Annotated in this window: 19 protein-coding genes; 9 read left to right on the plus strand and 10 right to left on the minus strand. The window is 68.3% G+C overall.

Features of this window, described 5'->3' with window-relative positions; all coding sequences use genetic code 11:
* Positions 1-271: 271 nt before the first annotated feature.
* The 4 genes from PI86_RS01195 to PI86_RS01210 all read right to left on the minus strand — a co-directional run bounded on the left by PI86_RS01195 (position 272) and on the right by PI86_RS01210 (position 4,468).
* Positions 272-1,579, minus strand: coding sequence for an MFS transporter (locus PI86_RS01195; RefSeq protein WP_039317855.1), 1,308 nt, complete (start codon positions 1,577-1,579; stop codon positions 272-274).
* Between the two features lie 191 nt (positions 1,580-1,770).
* The gene (locus PI86_RS01200) at positions 1,771-2,082 is read right to left on the minus strand and encodes a high-potential iron-sulfur protein (protein ID WP_014895772.1); all 312 of its coding nucleotides are present in this window, start codon (positions 2,080-2,082) and stop codon (positions 1,771-1,773) included.
* Positions 2,083-2,244: 162 nt separating this feature from the next.
* Positions 2,245-3,354, minus strand: coding sequence for an NAD(P)/FAD-dependent oxidoreductase (locus tag PI86_RS01205; RefSeq protein ID WP_039317858.1), 1,110 nt, complete (start codon positions 3,352-3,354; stop codon positions 2,245-2,247).
* 133 nt (positions 3,355-3,487) lie between these two features.
* On the minus strand, positions 3,488-4,468 hold the full coding sequence (locus PI86_RS01210; RefSeq protein ID WP_039317861.1) for an AAA family ATPase: 981 nt from the start codon (positions 4,466-4,468) through the stop codon (positions 3,488-3,490).
* A 228-nt stretch (positions 4,469-4,696) separates the two neighbouring features.
* Between PI86_RS01210 and PI86_RS01215 the strand changes: the two genes are divergently transcribed.
* The 9 genes from PI86_RS01215 to PI86_RS01255 all read left to right on the plus strand — a co-directional run bounded on the left by PI86_RS01215 (position 4,697) and on the right by PI86_RS01255 (position 13,365).
* Entirely contained in the window at positions 4,697-5,434 is a 738-nt protein-coding gene (locus tag PI86_RS01215; RefSeq protein WP_039318209.1) for a nitroreductase, read from the plus strand.
* A gap of 146 nt (positions 5,435-5,580) precedes the next feature.
* Positions 5,581-6,069, plus strand: a complete 489-nt coding sequence (locus PI86_RS01220) for a hypothetical protein (RefSeq protein WP_039317864.1) — start codon at positions 5,581-5,583, stop codon at positions 6,067-6,069.
* A gap of 5 nt (positions 6,070-6,074) precedes the next feature.
* Complete coding sequence (locus PI86_RS01225; RefSeq protein WP_039317867.1) at positions 6,075-6,890, plus strand: endonuclease/exonuclease/phosphatase family protein; 816 nt, start codon at positions 6,075-6,077, stop codon at positions 6,888-6,890.
* 74 nt (positions 6,891-6,964) lie between these two features.
* Positions 6,965-7,612: a LysE family translocator gene (locus PI86_RS01230; protein WP_039317870.1), complete on the plus strand. Its 648-nt coding sequence runs from the start codon at positions 6,965-6,967 to the stop codon at positions 7,610-7,612.
* A 226-nt stretch (positions 7,613-7,838) separates the two neighbouring features.
* A complete protein-coding gene (locus PI86_RS01235) occupies positions 7,839-8,609 on the plus strand; it encodes a ferredoxin--NADP reductase (RefSeq protein ID WP_014895765.1) in 771 nt (256 codons plus the stop codon).
* Positions 8,610-9,024: 415 nt separating this feature from the next.
* Positions 9,025-9,840 carry a quorum system sensor histidine kinase RqpS gene (gene rqpS / locus PI86_RS01240; RefSeq protein WP_039317872.1) on the plus strand — a complete coding sequence of 272 codons (816 nt, stop codon included), beginning with the start codon at positions 9,025-9,027 and terminating at the stop codon, positions 9,838-9,840.
* 7 nt (positions 9,841-9,847) lie between these two features.
* Entirely contained in the window at positions 9,848-10,504 is a 657-nt protein-coding gene (rqpR, locus tag PI86_RS01245) for a response regulator transcription factor RqpR (protein ID WP_039317875.1), read from the plus strand.
* A gap of 205 nt (positions 10,505-10,709) precedes the next feature.
* Positions 10,710-12,110, plus strand: coding sequence for an amino acid permease (locus PI86_RS01250; RefSeq protein ID WP_014895762.1), 1,401 nt, complete (start codon positions 10,710-10,712; stop codon positions 12,108-12,110).
* Positions 12,111-12,339: 229 nt separating this feature from the next.
* Positions 12,340-13,365: an XdhC family protein gene (locus PI86_RS01255; RefSeq protein WP_014895761.1), complete on the plus strand. Its 1,026-nt coding sequence runs from the start codon at positions 12,340-12,342 to the stop codon at positions 13,363-13,365.
* An 82-nt stretch (positions 13,366-13,447) separates the two neighbouring features.
* Here the strand turns inward: PI86_RS01255 and PI86_RS01260 are convergent, their stop codons facing one another.
* The 6 genes from PI86_RS01260 to fliE all read right to left on the minus strand — a co-directional run bounded on the left by PI86_RS01260 (position 13,448) and on the right by fliE (position 17,547).
* Positions 13,448-14,182, minus strand: a complete 735-nt coding sequence (locus PI86_RS01260) for a PepSY-associated TM helix domain-containing protein (RefSeq protein WP_039317880.1) — start codon at positions 14,180-14,182, stop codon at positions 13,448-13,450.
* 268 nt (positions 14,183-14,450) lie between these two features.
* Positions 14,451-14,777: an EscU/YscU/HrcU family type III secretion system export apparatus switch protein gene (locus tag PI86_RS01265; RefSeq protein WP_014895759.1), complete on the minus strand. Its 327-nt coding sequence runs from the start codon at positions 14,775-14,777 to the stop codon at positions 14,451-14,453.
* Positions 14,774-16,138 (minus strand): flagellar hook-length control protein FliK, encoded by a 1,365-nt coding sequence (gene fliK, locus PI86_RS01270; protein ID WP_039317882.1) that lies wholly within the window; start codon positions 16,136-16,138, stop codon positions 14,774-14,776. Before fliK ends, PI86_RS01265 begins: the two co-directional genes overlap by 4 nt.
* Before the next feature lie 76 nt (positions 16,139-16,214).
* A complete protein-coding gene (locus tag PI86_RS01275) occupies positions 16,215-16,547 on the minus strand; it encodes a flagellar protein FliT (protein ID WP_039317886.1) in 333 nt (110 codons plus the stop codon).
* Entirely contained in the window at positions 16,544-16,978 is a 435-nt protein-coding gene (gene fliS, locus PI86_RS01280; RefSeq protein WP_039317889.1) for a flagellar export chaperone FliS, read from the minus strand. The genes PI86_RS01275 and fliS overlap by 4 nt, the downstream gene beginning before the upstream one ends.
* Positions 16,979-17,202: 224 nt before the next feature.
* Complete coding sequence (gene fliE, locus PI86_RS01285; protein WP_014895755.1) at positions 17,203-17,547, minus strand: flagellar hook-basal body complex protein FliE; 345 nt, start codon at positions 17,545-17,547, stop codon at positions 17,203-17,205.
* Positions 17,548-17,651 lie beyond the last annotated feature (104 nt).

Genomic DNA, 17,651 nt, shown 5'->3' on the forward strand with positions numbered 1-17,651 from the left:
GGCCGGGTACGCGGATATTACTTGAGCTAGCGATTTTGCAACAAGCTGGAGAAAAAACTCTTCTACACGCGCCCACACGGGTTTTTGCGGATGTCTTGCGCACGCGAAAAGTGCCTCTGCGCGCGCAAGCGGCCATTTCGATCATCCCGCGCACGTTTCCTTCGGCAACTAAACATTTCGTACGCGAACGCGAACGTGCGTCACGCGCTTTTCCGGGACCTGCCGGCCATCGTTACGTCGATTGAAAGGATCGATGGACGGCCGCGCGCCGTCAGGCCGGCGCGTCGAGATCCGCGCTGCGCGCCGGCACGAACGCGACCGCGACGATCGACAGCACGAGCCCCGCCATCACGTAATAGGTCGGCGCGAGCGGCGAGCCCGTCACCTTGATCAGCCAGGTGACGATGAACTGCCCGAAGCCGCCGAACAGCATCACCGCGACGTTGTACGCGATCGACAGCCCGGTCGAGCGCACGTTGGCCGGGAACAGCTCGGCGATCATCGCGCCGAACGGCCCGTAGTAGCCCGCGAGCGTCACCGACAGCACGGCCTGCACCGCGATCAGCCGGCCGATGCTCGGCGCCGCGTCGAGCCATGCGAACAGCGGATACATCAGCACGAGCGTCAGCACGAGCGACCACAGCGACAGCCCCTTGCGGCCGATGCGGTCCGACCATGCGCCCGCGACCGGCGACAGCACCATCAGCAGCAGGTTGCCGACGATCACCGCGTAGAACGATTCCGCATAGGGCAGCTTCAGCTGCTTCACCGCGAACGTCGGCAGATAGCTGATCAGCACGTAGATCGTCACCGTCAGCGCGATCACCGAGCCGAGCCCGCACAGCACCTCGCGCGGGTGGCGCGTGAACACCTCGCCGAGCGTCGCGCGGCGCGCGCTTTGCTGCGCATGCAGGAACGCTTCGGAATCGGCGAGATGACGGCGGATATAGAAGCCGATCGGGCCGATCACCAGCCCGAGGATGAACGGCACGCGCCAGCCCCAGTTGCGCAGCGCGTCGTGCGACAGCCCGCGCGTGATGGCCGCGCCGACGAGCGCGCCAATCAGTAGCGCGGCCGCCTGGCTCGCCATCTGCCAGCTGCCATAGAAGCCGCGTTTCGAGAACGGCGCGGCCTCGATCAGCAGTGCGGTCGCGCTGCCGAATTCGCCCCCCGCCGAGAAGCCCTGCAGCAGGCGGCCGAACACGATCAGGAGCGGGCCGCCGATGCCGATCGCAGCATACGGCGGCGCGATCGCGAGCAGGAAGATGCCGGCCGTCATCAGCAGGATCACGAGCGACAGCGCAGCCTTGCGGCCTGCGCGATCCGCGTACAGCCCGAACACGATGCCGCCGATCGGGCGCATGAAGAAGGCGACGCCGAACGTCGCGGTGGTCAGCAGCAGCGACGAGTACTCGCTGGAAGTCGGGAAGAACAGTTCAGCGATCACGACCGTCATGAAGCCGAACACCGTGAAGTCGTACCACTCGAGCGCGTTGCCGATCACGGCCGCCGCGACTGCGCGCCGGTTCAGCGCACGCTCGGGCCGGATCGTTTTGGTTGAATTCGCAATCGTCGCCATGCGTGCCTCTTCCTCGTGGATTCGCCGTGTCGGGCGGCGCGGCGCGCGGGGTGGCCACGGCGCGCTGGTTTGCAGCGAGTGTAGAAAGCGACGGAACCGTTTTCAAGCATAAAAAACGCCCGCCATCGTCCGACGGCGGGCGTTTTGCGGTTTTCGCCACATTGCGGCATCGCACGATGCCGCCGCGGACATCAACCCATCTTCGAGAATGCGCTGCACCAGCCCTTCGCTGACACCTGCTTGCCGGGGAATGCGCCGCACGGGCCGGAAGCCGAGCCCTTCTTGCCCTGGTACAGCATGCAGGCCGCGCAATCCTGGCCCGCTGCGTATTTCGGATACTTCGTCTTGTCGACCTTCGTGGCATCGGCCTTGTAGCCGAGCGCCACTGCGGTCGGATCCGTTTCCGACAGCATCGGCGCATCGGCCAGTGCTTCGCGCGACAGCGCCAGCGCGGACACGACGCCAACGCTCGAAATCAGGAAACTCCGACGGGATGTTTTCATGGGGGACTCGCTCCAACGTTATCGGTTTGAAAGCTGTTCTGGCGACAGCCGTTCAACAGAATAACCGCCAAGCGAATAAATGTGCGCGCCGAAATGCCGGAGATAAGGGATTTCACACGGGGATTTCACGCATCCGGCCCGCGCGGGTGCGGGCCGGATCCGTCATGCATGCGACGTCATGTCGCCCACGCGCTGCGCGAGCGCGAGCGACGCGGTGAGCCCTGGCGACTCGATGCCGAACAGGTTCACGAGCCCGCGCACGCCGTGCTGCGCGGCGCCCTGCACGATGAAGTCGGCCGGCGGCTCGCCGGGCCCCACGAGCTTCGGGCGGATTCCCGCGTAAGCCGGCTGCAGCGCGTCGTCGGGCAATTCCGGCCAGTATGCGCGGATCGATGCGTAGAACGCCTGCGCGCGCGCCGGATCGACTTCGTAGCGCAGCGCATCGACCCATTCGACGTCCGGGCCGAAGCGTGCCTGCCCGGCCATGTCGAGCGTCAGGTGCACGCCGAGCCCCGCCCGGTCGGGCATCGGGTACACGAGGTGCGAGAACGGCGCGCGCCCGGACAGGCTGAAGTAGTTGCCGCGCGCGAGATACAGCGGCGGCACCCAGCGCGGGTCGAGGCCGCGGATACGGCGCGCGAGCGCCTGCGCGCCGAGGCCCGCGCTGTTGATCACGCACGTCGCCTCGATTTCGGTCGGCGCGTCGCCGCCGGTGCGCACGACGAAGCAGCCGCCGCGCAACACCTCGATCGACTCGACCGGGGATTTCAGCGCGCACACGGCGCCGTTGCGCTCCGCGTCGCCGAGCAGCGCAAGCATCAGCTGGTGGCTGTCGACGATGCCGGTGGCCGGCGAGAACAGCGCCTCCACGCATTCGAGCGCGGGCTCGAGCGTCTGCGCCTCGGTACGCGTGAGCGGCATCAGGTCGAACACACCGTTTTCCGCCGCGCGCGTGGCGATCGCCTTCAGTTGCTTCACCTGCGCGGCGCTCGTCGCGACCAGCAGCTTGCCCACGCGCCGGTGCGGCACGTGATGCGTATCGCAGAACTGGTACAGCAGGTCGCGGCCGTGCACGCACGACATCGCCTTCAGCGAGCCGCGCGGGTAGTAGAGCCCCGCGTGGATCACCTCACTGTTGCGCGAACTCGTGCCCGTGCCGATCGCATCGGCCGCCTCGAGCACGATCGTCTCGCGCCCGCGCGCAGCCAGTTCCCGCGCAATCGCCAGACCGACGACGCCGGCGCCTATCACCACACAATCCATCTGCTCCATAGCGTTTCGCGTCGCTCACGCGTCGAGGGGAGGGAAATGAATTGTACGTCCCGGTTCGCCCGCTTGCCGAATGCATCTGCATCCGCGCGTGCGCGCGCGTCGCGATGCCCGTCGCGACGCGCGCGCCGCCGGCTCAGAAGCCGATCGGCCGGCGCTTCGCCGCGCCCTCGTCGGCGCGGATGTCGCCGGGCGCGATCACGTCGCGGCCATCGAGCCGCGCGGCGCCGAATGCATGCAGCAGTGCGCGACGCATCGTGCGCGGCGGCGTCGCGGCCAGCACGTCGAGCGCGTCGTCGTCGAGCGCGTCGGGGAAGCGCCGCCCCCACGCGTGCGACGTGCGGATCTCGTCGTAAATGGTCTGCGCGATCCGACGCGCGCCGGCCGCGTCCGGCGGCGCGATCTCGTACACGTTCATCCGGTTCAGCAGCGGCTCCGGAATCGCCTGCGCGTCGTTCGCAGTCGCGACCCAGATCACGTTGCCCGCATCGATCGGCACTTCGGCGAATTCGTCGACGAACGCGCGCGCAGTGTCGTGCTCGAGCAACGCATACAGCGCGCCGAGCGGATCGTATTGCGCATCGCTGCCGGCCTTGTCGATCTCGTCGACCGCGATCACCGGGTTCGCATAGCTGCCGTTGACGAGCGCTTCGAACACCTTGCCCGGCTTCGCGTTCTTCCATTGCGACGACGCGCCCGACAGGATCCAGCCGGCCGTCAGCGAACTCATCGGAACGTAGTGATACGCGGTGCCGAGCAGCTGCGCGAGCGCCTTCGCGAAATGCGTCTTGCCGATGCCGGGCGGCCCGAGCAGCAGGATCGGCATCAGTTCGAGCCGATCGTCCGTCTCGAGGCACAGCGCGACCTGCTTGCGCACGTCGCCGAGCGGCTCGGTGAAATTGGGCAGCGCGTCGCCGAGCTCGTCGAACGACGGCATGCGGTTCGGCTTTACGCAAAAGCGCAGATTGCCGGTCTTGAGCATTCGCTCGTAGGTGGCGCGCAGTGCGTCGCTCGCGCTCTCGTTCAGGTCGTTCAGCGCCGCCTCGACCTGCTCGAGGTCGTACACCATGCTGAAGGACGCCACCGCCAGTTCCTGTTTCACCATCGCCGTCGTCATACCAACCTCGCTGCCGCTGCCGTCACACCACCATCAGACCCTTACGATTTCAGTGTAGCGATCCCGCAACCGCGTGCAAGCAAGCAGCCGAGCGAGTCTGCTGCTAACAGCGCGCGTGCGCTGCAGCGTCGCGCGGCGCGGCGTATCATCGATAGTTCACCGGCCGCCGCGCCGGCCTCGCCGACGGCGCCCGCGCGGCGCGTCGCGCTTCGTTCCGAAGGTATGCCGATGCCCGCCCCCGCCGCTTCCCCGCGCGTCGACACCGACGCGCTCCCCACGGTCGACGCCGTCGACACCGTCGACACCGCGCTCAAGTCGCGTCGCGCGATTCGCGCGTTCCTGCCGACACCCGTGCCGCGCGACACGCTCGAGGCGATCCTCGAAGCCGCGAGCCGCGCGCCGTCCGGCACCAACATCCAGCCGTGGCACGTGTACGTCGCGACCGGCGCGACCCGCGACGCACTCGCCGCGGCGCTGACGGCCGCCTACGACGATCCGGCGCGCGACGAAAAATACGTCGCGGAGTACGACTACTATCCGCGCGAATGGGTGTCGCCGTATATCGACCGGCGCCGCAAGGTCGGCTGGGACCTGTACGGGCTGTTGAACATCGGCCGCGACGAGAAGGCGCGCATGCACGCACAGCACGCGCGCAATTTCCGCTTCTTCGATGCGCCGGTCGCGTTGTTCTTCACGCTCGACCGCGTGATGACGCACGGTGCGTGGCTCGACTGCGGCATGTTCGTGCAGGGCGTGATGACGGCCGCGCGCGCACGCGGCCTCGATACCTGCCCGCAGGCCGCGTTCGTGCCGTTTCACCGGGTCGTTGCCGAGCACCTCGACATACCGGCCAACCAACAGCTCGTCTGCGGGATGTCGCTCGGCCATGCGGATCCGGACGCGATCGAGAATCGCCTCGTCACCGAGCGCGCGAGCGTCGCCGAGTTCGCGCGCTTTTTCGCTTGAAAACGTGTGACGCGCACCTACCTTTCGATCAGGACCGAATCGTGCGGCGAACCTGCGGCGCCCCGTCCTGTCACACCATCGTCCAAATCGATCGGGCGTAAGATGTGCGTCCGTTACCCGCTACCCCGCGTTTCCGGAGAAGTTTCATGCTGAAACACGGCCTGGCCGTCCTGCTCGCGAGCGTCGCGCTCGCCGCTCACGCACAAAGCCCCGCACCGGCCAGCGTCGCGTGGGAGATCCAGGTGCTACGCGACGGTCAGACGATCGACACGTTCCAGCAGCGCACCACCGTGGGTCAGACCCGCACCGATACCCATCGCTATCCGTCCGCCGTGCCCGTCGGCTGCGGCAATGCCGCGCGCGTCGTGCCGACCGAGCGCTCGCGTTCGGTGACGGTCGCGCCGCTCACCGTCGACGCCACCGCGAACACCGTGTCGCTCGCGCTCGACGTGCAGGAAACCCTCGACGACGAAAACGCGACGCGCAGCGATCCGTGCGTGCCCGCGTCGCCGCGACAGATCGTCGCGAGCCACCCCGGGCTGTCGGTCGGCAGCGAGGCGTGGACCGACTGGACGCTCGTCGAGCAGCATCCGCATCTCGTCTACCGTGTGCGTGCGCACGTCGCGAAGGACTGAACGCCATGTCCGCCGACGCCCTGTCCTTGCCGTTCGCCGAGCCGCACGCCGCGCCCGACGAAATCACCGCGGTCAGCTGGAACCTGCACAAAGGCCGCTCGCCGCTCGGCTTCACCGCGTGGAACGCGATGCGCAACTGGATGCAGTCGACGCACGCCGACGTGTATTTTCTGCAGGAAGCGATGGCGCGCCGCATGCCGCGCCCGCTGCTCGCACCCGGCTTCGGCGCACCGATGGACGACGCGGTCGACGACGTGTGGCATTGCCAGGCCACCGAGATCGCGCAGGCGCTCGACTGGCAGATCGCGCTCGGGCCGAACGTGTTCAAGCCGTCATGGCGGCACGGCAACGCGATCCTGTCGCCGCACCCGCTCGACCTCGGCGGCCGCTGGGACATCTCCGCGCACCGCTTCGAGCGGCGCGGGCTGCTGGTCGCGCGCGCGACGCTCGCCGGCGCGCGCCCGGTCACGCTGCTGTGCGCGCACCTCGCGCTCACGCGCGCGGCGCGGCTGCGCCAGATGCACTGGATCGCACACTGGATCGTGCGCAACGCGGGCGACGACCCACTCGTGCTCGCCGGCGACTTCAACGACTGGCGCAACGATTCGGTCGCGCTGTTCGGCGAGATCGGGCTGTCCGAGGTCGCGACGCTGCTCGGCCAGTCGGGCCGCACGTTCCCCGCGTTCTCGCCGGCGCTCGCGCTCGACAAGATGTTCGTGCGCGGGCTGACGCCGCTCGAATGGCAGGCGCCATCCGGCGAAACCGCCTGGCTGTCGGACCACCTGCCGTATATTGCGCGATTGCGCCTCGATCCACCGTGATCCGGTAACGCCGCAAGCGCGGCCGCGCGGTGCACGCTACAGTAGCGCTTTGCCCGCCCCGCCGCCGCGCCGCCATGTCCTACCTCCCGATCCTGCTGCAAATCGCCGTGGTCTACCTCGTCGCGGCGATCACGCCCGGCCCGAATTTCTTCATGATTTCGCAACTGTCGCTCGCGGGGCGGCGCAGTCTCGGCGCCGCGTCGGCGCTCGGCGTCGGAACCGCATCGGTCGCGTGGGCAACGCTCGCGATGCTCGGCCTCGCGGCCGTGTTGCACCAGGTCGAATGGCTGTACGAGACGATCCGGATCGGCGGCGCCGTCTATCTCGTGTATTTCGGCGTGAAGCTGCTGCGCTCGGGCGTGCGCCGCGACCCGGCGCCGGCCGACGCGCCGGACGCGCGCGTGCCGCCTGCCGCACCGCACCTGCGCGACTACCTGCGCGCCTATCGCAGCGGCCTGCTCACGTGCCTGACCAACCCGAAATCGTGCGCGTTCTGGACCAGCGTGTTCGCGGCGATGCTGCCCGCGCACGTGCCGCTGTGGTTCAACGGCGCGGTGCTGGTGACGATCGGTGTGCTGTCGGCCGGCTGGTATTCGAGCGTCGCCTGTCTGTTCGCGAGCCCGCGCGCGCAGCGCGGCTACCGGCGCGTGCGGCGCCCGCTCGACGCGCTGTGCGGGGCTGCGCTCGTCGGCCTCGGCACGAAGCTCGCAGCCGATCGCTGAAAGCCGGTTGAAATAATTCGTTGCGCCAAATCCGCGCAGCCGCGCGGGTCAAGCCCGCATCTGCCCCAAGCAGGGTAAAATAACCAGTTCCTCAATCGTCTGTCATCGAGAAGGCGCGTGTCCGACGCGCCGGCCGGCCGATCCTCGATCGGGCCGACGCACTCGGTTTTTTGCCCGTTTTTGGGCCCGTTACACGCGTTCGCTACGCGCGTCCGTTTTCAAAGCCATGAGCAAATACGACACCGCCACCGTCCAATCCGTCCACCACTGGACCGACACGCTTTTCAGCTTCACCTGCACTCGTGAGCCGAGCCTGCGCTTCAACAACGGCGAATTCACGATGGTCGGCCTCGAGGTCGACGGCAAGCCGCTTGCGCGCGCCTACTCGATCGTCAGCCCGAACTACGAAGAGCACCTCGAATTCTTCAGCATCAAGGTCCAGAACGGCCCGCTGACGTCGCGCCTGCAGCACCTGAAGGTGGGCGACCCGGTGCTGATCGGCAAGAAGCCGACCGGCACGCTCGTCGCCGACAACCTGCTGCCCGGCAAGACGCTGTGGATGCTGTCGACCGGCACGGGCCTCGCTCCGTTCATGTCGATCATCCGCGACCCGGACATCTACGAACGCTTCGACAAGGTCATCCTGACGCACACCTGCCGCCTGAAGGGCGAGCTGGCGTACATGGACTACATCAAGCACGACCTGCCGGGCCACGAGTACCTTGGCGACATCATCAAGGAAAAGCTCGTCTACTACCCGACGGTCACGCGCGAAGCGTTCGACAACGAGGGCCGGATCACCGACCTGATCGCGACGGGCAAGCTGTTCACGGATCTCGACGTGCCGCCGTTCTCGCCGGAAAACGACCGCGTGATGCTGTGCGGCAGCACCGCGATGCTGAAGGACACGACCGACCTGCTGAAGCAGGCCGGACTCGTCGAAGGCAAGAACAGCGCACCGGGTCACTACGTGATCGAGCGCGCATTCGTGGACTGATCGATCCCCGAATTTGTGCCGCATCAAGAACCGGAGCAAAAGCTCCGGTTTTTTTTCGTCCCTACTTGGCGAATTCGTTACAAACTGGGACCATCCCATCTCAAATAGTTACATTTGGATACGGGCTGTTCGCATACTTTCATGTCGGTGTTTTTCCTACAACAGCTTCATTCCGATTATTCACATTTACCCTTAAATGTCCGCCCGACATGACCTTTTCAGAATTTTTGAGATATGATTCGGCCCGCGTGGTTGCCGTTCGGACGGTCATTGAAGGGTCGGATGCAAACGTTACAGAATGTAACTTTTGTTACCTCTGGATGGGGCGATTCTCTGGCGGCGGCCGTCATCGAAACGGCAGCCAATTCACCCAGCCAGCTGGTGTCTGAACCGCTTTCTGACAGCAGGGAGAGTCATGGATACGTCGCTCAACGCGCCAGCGGGCGCTCACGCCCCGTTCCCGTCGCGGCAGCTGGTGCACAGCTGCGCCGCTACGCCGGCCATGGCCGAAGCCCTGCCCACACGCGAAGCATCCGCAGCCCGGATCGCGGTGCTGTCGGAGCAACTGCTGGCCGCCGACGAAGCGGCCCGCCGCCATCTGGCCGGCGAGTTGCATGACGGGCTCGGCGCCGAACTCACCGCCGCACGCTTCGCGCTCGCAAACGTTCAAACGTGGCTACCGGCCGATGCGCCGGACGGCTGCCTGCGCGCGCTCGAGCTCGCCCAGCAGGCGCTCGAGGCCGCGACCGACGCAAATCGCCGGCTGATCGACGAACGCGACACGCCGGCGCTCGATGGAGGGCTGGTCGGTGCGTTGTCGGCATGGGCCGACAGCCACGCGGCGCGCACCGGCCTGCGCACGAGCTTCGTGTGCGCGGCCGACGCACGACTCACGCAACTCGGTGGCGCCAGCGCGCTCGCGATCTTCCGCGTCGCGCAGGAAGCGCTGGCGAACGTCGCGAAGCACGCGCGCGCCGCGTCCGTCGACGTGCAGATCGACACGGACGGCACGCATCTGTCGCTGATCGTCACCGACGATGGGACCGGTTTCGCGCGCAGCCGGCGCAGCGGCTACGGCCTCGCCGGCATGCGCGCCCGCTGCGAAGCGTTCGGCGGCAGCTTCGACACCAGCGCGCCGGAATCGCGCCGCGGCACGCGCGTCACCGCGCGCTTCGCGTGGGACTCGCTGTTCGCCGTACGCGCCGCGACGCGCCGTGCGTCGCGCTCGTGAGGTCCTGATGAGCCTGAACATCCTGCTCGTGGACGATCATGCAATCGTCCGGCAAGGGATCCGCCACCTGCTGATCGACCGCGGCATCGCGCGCGAAGTGACCGAAGCCGAGACCGGCGGCGATGCGGTGGCCGCCGTCGACCGCCAGAGCTTCGACGTGATCCTGCTCGACATCTCGCTGCCGGATACGAACGGCATCGAGGTGCTCAAGCGCATCAAGCGCAAGCTGCCGGGCACGCCGGTGCTGATGTTCTCGATGTACCGCGAGGACCAGTACGCGGTGCGCGCGCTGAAGGCCGGCGCGGCCGGCTACCTGTCGAAGACGGTGAATGCCGCGCAGATGATCGGCGCGATCCAGCAAGTCGCGGCCGGCCGCAAGTACGTGAGCCCGGCGATGGCCGAGGCGCTCGCCGAATACGTGTCGTTCGAGAACGAGCCATTGCCGCACGAGAAGCTGTCCGACCGCGAATACCAGACGCTCTGCATGCTCGCGTCGGGCAAGCGCCTCACCGACATCGCGAACACGCTGTCGCTGTCGGTGAAGACAGTCAGCGTGTACCGCTCGCGGCTGCTCGAGAAGATGCGGCTGTCGAACAACGCGGAACTCACGTTCTACGTGATGAGCAACCGGCTCGTCGACATGGCGCCCGCGTCGGGCGCCTGAAGCACCGGGGTCGCCCGATTCACCGGCCCGGTGCGCGGCGCGGCGTCCGTCGGGCGTCGTGGATTGCGCGCAAGCGCTTGTTTTATCGGACGATTCCGCAGTGCAGCGCTGCGCCGCAGCGAGGTTTCCACGCCAAATCGGCTAAAATTACGGGTTTTCACTCGGTCAGCGTCCCCGCGCTCGCGCGCGCTGGCGATTCATCGCAATGTCACTCTTCCGCAAGAAAAACGTCGATCGCATGATCGCCGGCGCGCATGGCGCCGGGCTCAAGAAAGCGCTCGGCGCGATCGACCTCACCTTCCTCGGCATCGGCGCGATCATCGGCACCGGTATCTTCGTGCTGACCGGCACGGGCGCCGTGCAGGCCGGCCCGGCGCTGATGCTGTCATTCGTGATCGCCGCGATCGCGTGCGGCCTCGCCGCGCTGTCGTACGCCGAATTCGCGTCGACGATTCCCGTCGCGGGCTCGATCTACACGTATTCGTACGCGACACTCGGCGAGCTCGTCGCGTGGATCATCGGCTGGGACCTGATGCTCGAATACGGCCTCGCGTCATCGGCCGTGTCGGTCGGCTGGTCGGGCTACCTGCAGTCGCTGCTGCAGGGCTTCGGGCTCACGCTGCCGACCGTGCTGACGGCCGCGCCTGGCGCAATTCCGGGCGTCGCCACGTGGTTCAACCTGCCTGCGTTCCTCGTGATGCTGGTGATCACAACGCTGCTGTCGATCGGCATCCGCGAGTCGACCCGCATCAACAACATCATGGTGTTCATCAAGGTGACGGTGGTGCTGCTCGTGATCGCCGTCGGCCTGTTCCACGTGACGCCCGCGAACTGGAAGCCGTTCATGCCGCACGGCTGGAACGGCGTGTTCGGCGCGGCGGCCGTGATGTTCTTCGCGTTCATCGGCTTCGACGCGGTGTCGTCGGCGGCCGAGGAAGTGAAGAATCCGAAGCGCGACCTGCCGATCGGCATCATCGCGTCGCTCGCGGTGTGCGCAGTGCTGTACGTGACGGTGGCGGCGATCGCGACCGGTATCGTGCCGTCGGCCCAGTACGCGAACGTGTCGCACCCGATCTCGTATGCGCTGCAGATCGCCGGCGAGAAGTGGGTCGCGGGCTTCATCGACCTCGGCGCGGTGCTCGGCATGCTGACCGTGATCCTCGTGATGAGCTACGGCCAGACGCGGATCATCTTCGCGATGTCGCGCGACGGGCTGCTGCCGGCGACGCTGTCGCGCGTGCATCCGCGCTACGCGACGCCGTTCCTGACGACCTGGCTCGTCGGCCTGTTCTTCGGGCTAATCGCCGCGCTCGTGCCGCTCAACGTGCTCGCCGAGCTGATCAACATCGGCACGCTCGCCGCGTTCTCGATGGTGTCGATCGCGGTGCTGGTGCTGCGCCGCACGCACCCGGACCTGCCGCGCGCGTTCCGTTGCCCCGGCGTGCCGGTGGTGCCGATCCTCGCGGTCGGCTCGTGCCTGTTCCTGATGCTGAACCTGCAGCCCGTCACGTGGGCCGCGTTCGGCATCTGGCTCGTGATCGGCCTCGTGGTCTACTTCCTGTATTCGCGGCACCACTCGAAGCTCGCCCGCGGCCACGCGGACTGAAACACGACGGCGACGCGCCATGCGTCGCCCCGCTGAAACGGCGCACTCGCCTCGCGGGTGCGCCGTTTGCTTTTTTTGCGGGCGCGGCAGGCAGTCCGAACAAGCCCTCCGCACCGGCCGTCCGCACCGGCCGTCCCGATTCCCGCCACCGATCGGCCACGCGCCGGCACGCAGCAAGCAAGGCGGCGGCAGGCGGTTCATAATGCGCCCAATCAATGAGGTAACGACGATGGAAAGTGTGGATCTCGACGTGTTGAAGTCGAGCGCGCGCTGGCTCGACGAAGGGCGTCGCGTGCTGCTCGTGACGGTCGTGAAGACGTGGGGCTCGTCGCCGCGCCCCGAGGGCGCGATGCTCGCGGTGCGCGAGGACGGGCTCGTGGTCGGCTCCGTGTCCGGCGGGTGTATCGAGGATGACCTGATCGCTCGCGTGCATGCGAGCGGCATCGCGGCCGACGCGCGCCCGGAAGCCGTCAAGTACGGCGTGACGGCCGAGGAAGCGCATCGCTTCGGCCTGCCTTGCGGCGGAACGATCCAGCTCGTGCTGGAACCGCTCACGCGCGACAGCGGGATCGCCGCACTGTGCGCGGAAGTGGAAGCCGGCCGGCTCGTCACGCGCACGATGACGCTCGCGACCGGCCGCGCATCGCTGTCGCCCGCGCAGGCAACCGACGGGCTCGCGTTCGACGGCGAGCGGCTCGTCACGATCCACGGGCCGCGCTACCGGATGCTCGTGATCGGCGCGGGACAGTTGTCGCGCTATCTGTGCCAGATAGCGGTCGGGCTCGACTACCAGGTGACGGTCTGCGACCCGCGCGAGGAATACACGGATGCATGGGATGTACCGGGCACGCGCGTCGTGCACACGATGCCCGACGACACCGTGCTCGACATGAAGCTCGACGCGCGTTCTGCCGTGATCGCGCTCACGCACGACCCGAAGCTCGACGATCTCGCGCTGATGGAGGCGCTGAAGACGCCCGCGTTCTACGTGGGCGCGCTCGGCTCCCGGCGCAACAACGCGGCACGGCGCGAGCGGCTGCTCGAATTCGACCTGAACGACGCGGAACTCGCGCGGCTGCATGGGCCTGCCGGCATCTACATCGGCAGCCGGACGCCGCCGGAAATCGCGATCTCGATCCTCGCCGAGGTCACGGCCGCGAAGAACAACGTGTCGCTGCCGACGATCCTGCAGGTCGAAGGCGCGAAGGCCGCCCGCGAGATCGCGGCCAACAACGGCGCGACCTGCGGCTTCTGAGGTCGACCGGCGCCGGCGCATGACCGCACGGCCGGATCCGCATCACGCGCCAGCCGCAGGCCGGCGCGATCCGGCGCTTGCGTCAGGCGAGGCCCGCGGCGACCGCCGCGGCGACCGAGCCGGCCACCAGCACGACGCCGACCGTGCGGCGCTTGTTCAGCTCCGTCCACAGCAGCACGCCCGTCAGCGACAACAGGATCAGCGAGCCCGCGATCGTGTCCATCAGCAGCACCCAGCCGAGACTCATGCCCACACCGCGATGCAGGTTGTTCAGTGTCGTCAGGAACGTGTTGCCGGTGCGCTTCACCGACACGTAGCCGTTGCCGACCCAGTATTCGGCCTGCAGGTTTTGGTGCGGCCCGAACAGGCCCATCTGCCAGTGCTCGGGCTGCATCACGCGCTTGTCACCCCAGGCCACCGGCTGCGCGGGCTCCTTGCGCACGCGGCCCGGCCGGCCGTCGAAGTGCAACTCGTGCTGCAACCACTTCGTCATCGCGGCCGGCGACTTCGGCACCGGGTCCGGCAACGCGATCTGCAGCTGTTCGACCTGCGGCTCGCCCGTCGGGATCTTCAGCGGCGGCGCGCGATGGTTGAGCAGCACGCCCGTCACGCCGAACAGCAGCCCGAGCACCGCGCCCCATAGCCCGACCCAGCCGTGCACCTTGCGCAGCCATTTGATGAAGGTCGCGCGGCGCGAACGCTGGCGGCGCGCCGCCAGCTCAGCGTCGGTCAGGGGACGTGCGGCCGGATGCAGCACGGTGACGCCCGCAGGGGGCATGCCCGCCTGCGGCGGGGCGATCGTTTCGGGCGCGTTCACGCGAGAGTTTCCATTCGTTCAAAGCAACGGGCGGCGCACGAAGAAACGTGCGCCGCCCGGGCAGCATGAAAATGAGAATGGATATCATTACACAAACAGCGGGGCGGCTCAATCCTTCCGCGTGTCGCGGGCGCGCACGAAAATCCGGCGATGAACGACAAAGTACGCAGATTGCGCACTGATCGAACCAAGTAAACAAAAGATGGCAGCGAAATAACTACGAAAGGCCGAGACAGGATTTCGCAAGAAACCGTGGCGTGCCACGCGCTCAGCGACGCAGCGGCGGCAGCGGAAAGCGCGGCGCGGCGTCGCCCGGCACGGGTTCGGCCTCGGTGCGCTCGAGCGCGTACAGCCACGCGAGCAGGTCAGCGACGGCCTGGTAGAGCTGCGGCGGAATCCGGTCGTCGAGGTCGACCTGCATCAGCAGCGACACCATCTCCGGCGCAGTGTGCACATAGAGCCCCGCATCGCGTGCGCGAGCGACGATCATCTCGGCGAGCAGGCCGTACCCCTTCGCGACGACGCGCGGCGCGGCGTCGCCGCCTTTCGGATCGTAGACGAGCGCGGCCGCGCGCTTGCGGGACATCATGCTCATCGCGGCGCCTCATCGTCGGCGCCCTGCGTGCCGCCGGCCGCGCTACGCGGGTACGCGGCGGCCGCCGCTTGTGCAACCAGCGGGTCGAAGGCGTCCTGTGCGTCGTCGACCGCGCGGATCGACAGTCCGCCGAGCCGCAGCCCCGATCCCTCGAACCGCTGCCGCAGCGCGGCCTCGTTCCGTGCGAGAAGGTCGGCGCCGGCCGAATTCGCGCGCAGCCGCGCGACGAGCTGGGCGCCGTTCAACACCAGTTCCGCATCGACCGTGCCGAGCGACGGCAGCGTCAGCGTCAGCCGCGTGCGCCACGCGATGCCGTCACCCGCGTCGTCGCCGCCGCGCGACGCATGGCCGCCGGGGTCGTCGGGCTCGATCGTCCAGTCGAGCCGCGCGCCGGGCCATGCCTCGCCCGCCCAGCGGAACTGGTCGGTCGCGAGCGCATCGAGCTGTTGCCGGACGATCGGCACGGCGGCCGGATGGACCGCAGGCGATGTCTGCGCGTGCGGATCGGACGACGCGGCGGCCAGTTCGGCGCGCGCGGCAGTCGAGCGCGTGTCGGGGGGGGCGCCGAGCGGATCGGCCATGCCCGCCGCGCCCGACGCTGCGCCTTGCCGGACGGCCATCGCAGCATTCTGCGCGAACGCATGCGCAAGCGCGCCGCCCGGCGCGGGCGTACCCGGCGGCGCGGCGGTTCGCGCCGCCGCCGGCAACGGCAACCGCTGCGCGAGCAGTTCGTCGAGCACGTCGGGCGCATCGTGCTGCGCGGCATCCGGGGCGGCCGGCACCGGCATGGTCACGAGGCGTGCCTGCGGTTCGCGCATCAGCGCGGCGAGCGGGCGCTGGCCGGCCAGCCACTGCGCGAGATGGGATTCGTAGAACAGGCCGCTTTCGCTCACGGCCTGCGCGAGCGCCGCGCGCAGCGCGGCGACGGGCGGCAGGCTCGCCGCATCGCGCGCGGCAGCCGCGGACGACGTAGCGGACGCCCCGGCGGAAGAAGATGCGGAGGAAGGCGTGGAAGACGCCGGTTCAGCCGCCTGCGGCCCGTCCGGCAGCGCGGCCGGTGCGCTCAGCAGCACGGCAGGATCGGCCAGCAGCGGCGCACGCCCGGCGATCACCGGCGTCGCGACGCCGCCCGAGCGCGAGATCGCGTCGAGCACGAGCGCGACATCGGACAGCGCGGTCTGCGCGGAGGCCGGCGGCGCGGCCGGCGGGCTGCCCGCCGAAGTCGGGGACGAAGCGCCGGCGCCCGGCGTGCCGACCTGTACGGTCGAGCCGCCGCCCGCGGGCGCCGTCATGGTGCCGGTCAGCAGGCTGTCGAGGCGGCTCGCCAGCAGGGCGGCCGCAACGGAGTCGATACCGGTCATGATCGGAGCCTGCTCACCTCAGCCACCTCGTTGCGAATCCGGGTACACGGCCACCACCGCCCCCGGCAAACGGGCACTACCCGCGCGCGCGGTAGAGATCCGCCAATACCTTGGTCGAGCGCCGCGCCTCGAACAGCGCGGACAGCCGCGCGACTTCCGGGCTCGCGAGATCGCGGATCGCGGCGTCGTCGGCGAGGATGCGGCGGATCAGGTCAAGCTTGCGGCCGAGGTCCGATTCGTCGAGCGCCACGCCCGGATCGGCCTCCTTCAACCCGTCGACGAGCCGCAGGAATTCGACCTGCAACTCCGGCAGCGCGGCCCAGTTGGCCATGCGCGCGGCGCACAGCATCCGGCCCGACACGGCCGCGAGCGCCTCGTAGCGAGCGAAGTATTCGGCCTTGAGATTCATCGCGCCGCGTCCGCCGCCTGTTGCGCAGCGATCCGCGCGACTTCCGGCGCGATGCCCGTCCACGCTTCCTCGAGCGTCGCCAGCAACCCGTCGACCTCGACCAGCATCGCGTCGCTCGCCTGCGCGTTGGCCTGGAGCAGGCGCCGGCCGATATACCCATAAAGCGCATCGAGGCGCCCGGCGATCTCGCCGCCCACGTCGCGGTTCAGCGAAGCCTGCAGGCCGCTCTCGACGATGCCGATCGCCTTGCCGATCGCTTCGCCGCGCGCCGACGCGTTGCCCTGCTGCAAGTGCATGCGCGCGAGCGCGATCGCCTGCCGCGCGCCCTGGTACAGCATCGCGATCAGCCGGTGCGGGGAGGCGCCCATCACCCCCGTCTCGACGCCGACACGCGCGTACGCACTGGCTCCAGCGTGTCCTGGGGAAAACATGCGCTTCTCCTTGTGATGCGTTGGCTATGCGGTAGCCGCCGCCCTGCATTGCACGACGCCACCTTGTTCCGGAGTTATCGGAAGGGAATTGAAAAGCTTTAGGCACACGGGCAGCCGGCCCGGCCGGCAAGCCGCCCCCGGGATGCCCGTCGCCAGATGCCTGTCGCCGGTTGCCCGTCGCCGGTTGCCCGTCGCCGGATGCCCGTCGCCGGATGCCCGTCGCGTCACACCGACATCTGCATGATGTCGTTGTAAGCGCTCACCAGCTTGTTGCGGACCTGGAGCCCGAACTGGAAGCCGATATTGGCCTTCTGCATGTCGACCATCACGTCGTTCAGCGACACGTTCGCCGCGCCAACCTCGAATGCCTGCGCCTCGCCGAGCGCGTGCTGCTGGTCGCCGCTGATCTTGTCGAGCGACGCCTTCATCGCGCTCGCGAACGTGCCGGCCGTCGCGGCGCCCGAGCCGGCGAGCGCCGCCGCCGGGCTCGCGACCCCGCCGGACGCCTGCGCAGCCATCGCCTGCATCTGTTGCAACACCGAACCGATTCCGCTGACGTTGGCAGCCATGCTGTCCCCAGACATAAGAGTAGAGACCCGGACGTACCGGGCGTTTCCGCCGGCGCCGCACGACGCGCACCATGCCGGATCGCGAAAAAGGATAGCAGCGTGCC

Source organism: Burkholderia sp. A9 (assembly GCF_000801975.1).

Bases quoted from the DNA above. Each gene is read 5' to 3' on its own strand.
- PI86_RS01195 (WP_039317855.1), bottom strand. From the start codon at position 1,579: ATGGCGACGATTGCGAATTCAACCAAAACGATCCGGCCCGAGCGTGCG.
- PI86_RS01200 (WP_014895772.1), bottom strand. From the start codon at position 2,082: ATGAAAACATCCCGTCGGAGTTTCCTGATTTCGAGCGTTGGCGTCGTG.
- PI86_RS01205 (WP_039317858.1), bottom strand. From the start codon at position 3,354: ATGGAGCAGATGGATTGTGTGGTGATAGGCGCCGGCGTCGTCGGTCTG.
- PI86_RS01210 (WP_039317861.1), bottom strand. From the start codon at position 4,468: ATGACGACGGCGATGGTGAAACAGGAACTGGCGGTGGCGTCCTTCAGC.
- PI86_RS01215 (WP_039318209.1), top strand. From the start codon at position 4,697: ATGCCCGCCCCCGCCGCTTCCCCGCGCGTCGACACCGACGCGCTCCCC.
- PI86_RS01220 (WP_039317864.1), top strand. From the start codon at position 5,581: ATGCTGAAACACGGCCTGGCCGTCCTGCTCGCGAGCGTCGCGCTCGCC.
- PI86_RS01225 (WP_039317867.1), top strand. From the start codon at position 6,075: ATGTCCGCCGACGCCCTGTCCTTGCCGTTCGCCGAGCCGCACGCCGCG.
- PI86_RS01230 (WP_039317870.1), top strand. From the start codon at position 6,965: ATGTCCTACCTCCCGATCCTGCTGCAAATCGCCGTGGTCTACCTCGTC.
- PI86_RS01235 (WP_014895765.1), top strand. From the start codon at position 7,839: ATGAGCAAATACGACACCGCCACCGTCCAATCCGTCCACCACTGGACC.
- rqpS (WP_039317872.1), top strand. From the start codon at position 9,025: ATGGATACGTCGCTCAACGCGCCAGCGGGCGCTCACGCCCCGTTCCCG.
- rqpR (WP_039317875.1), top strand. From the start codon at position 9,848: ATGAGCCTGAACATCCTGCTCGTGGACGATCATGCAATCGTCCGGCAA.
- PI86_RS01250 (WP_014895762.1), top strand. From the start codon at position 10,710: ATGTCACTCTTCCGCAAGAAAAACGTCGATCGCATGATCGCCGGCGCG.
- PI86_RS01255 (WP_014895761.1), top strand. From the start codon at position 12,340: ATGGAAAGTGTGGATCTCGACGTGTTGAAGTCGAGCGCGCGCTGGCTC.
- PI86_RS01265 (WP_014895759.1), bottom strand. From the start codon at position 14,777: ATGAGCATGATGTCCCGCAAGCGCGCGGCCGCGCTCGTCTACGATCCG.
- fliK (WP_039317882.1), bottom strand. From the start codon at position 16,138: ATGACCGGTATCGACTCCGTTGCGGCCGCCCTGCTGGCGAGCCGCCTC.
- PI86_RS01275 (WP_039317886.1), bottom strand. From the start codon at position 16,547: ATGAATCTCAAGGCCGAATACTTCGCTCGCTACGAGGCGCTCGCGGCC.
- fliS (WP_039317889.1), bottom strand. From the start codon at position 16,978: ATGTTTTCCCCAGGACACGCTGGAGCCAGTGCGTACGCGCGTGTCGGC.
- fliE (WP_014895755.1), bottom strand. From the start codon at position 17,547: ATGGCTGCCAACGTCAGCGGAATCGGTTCGGTGTTGCAACAGATGCAG.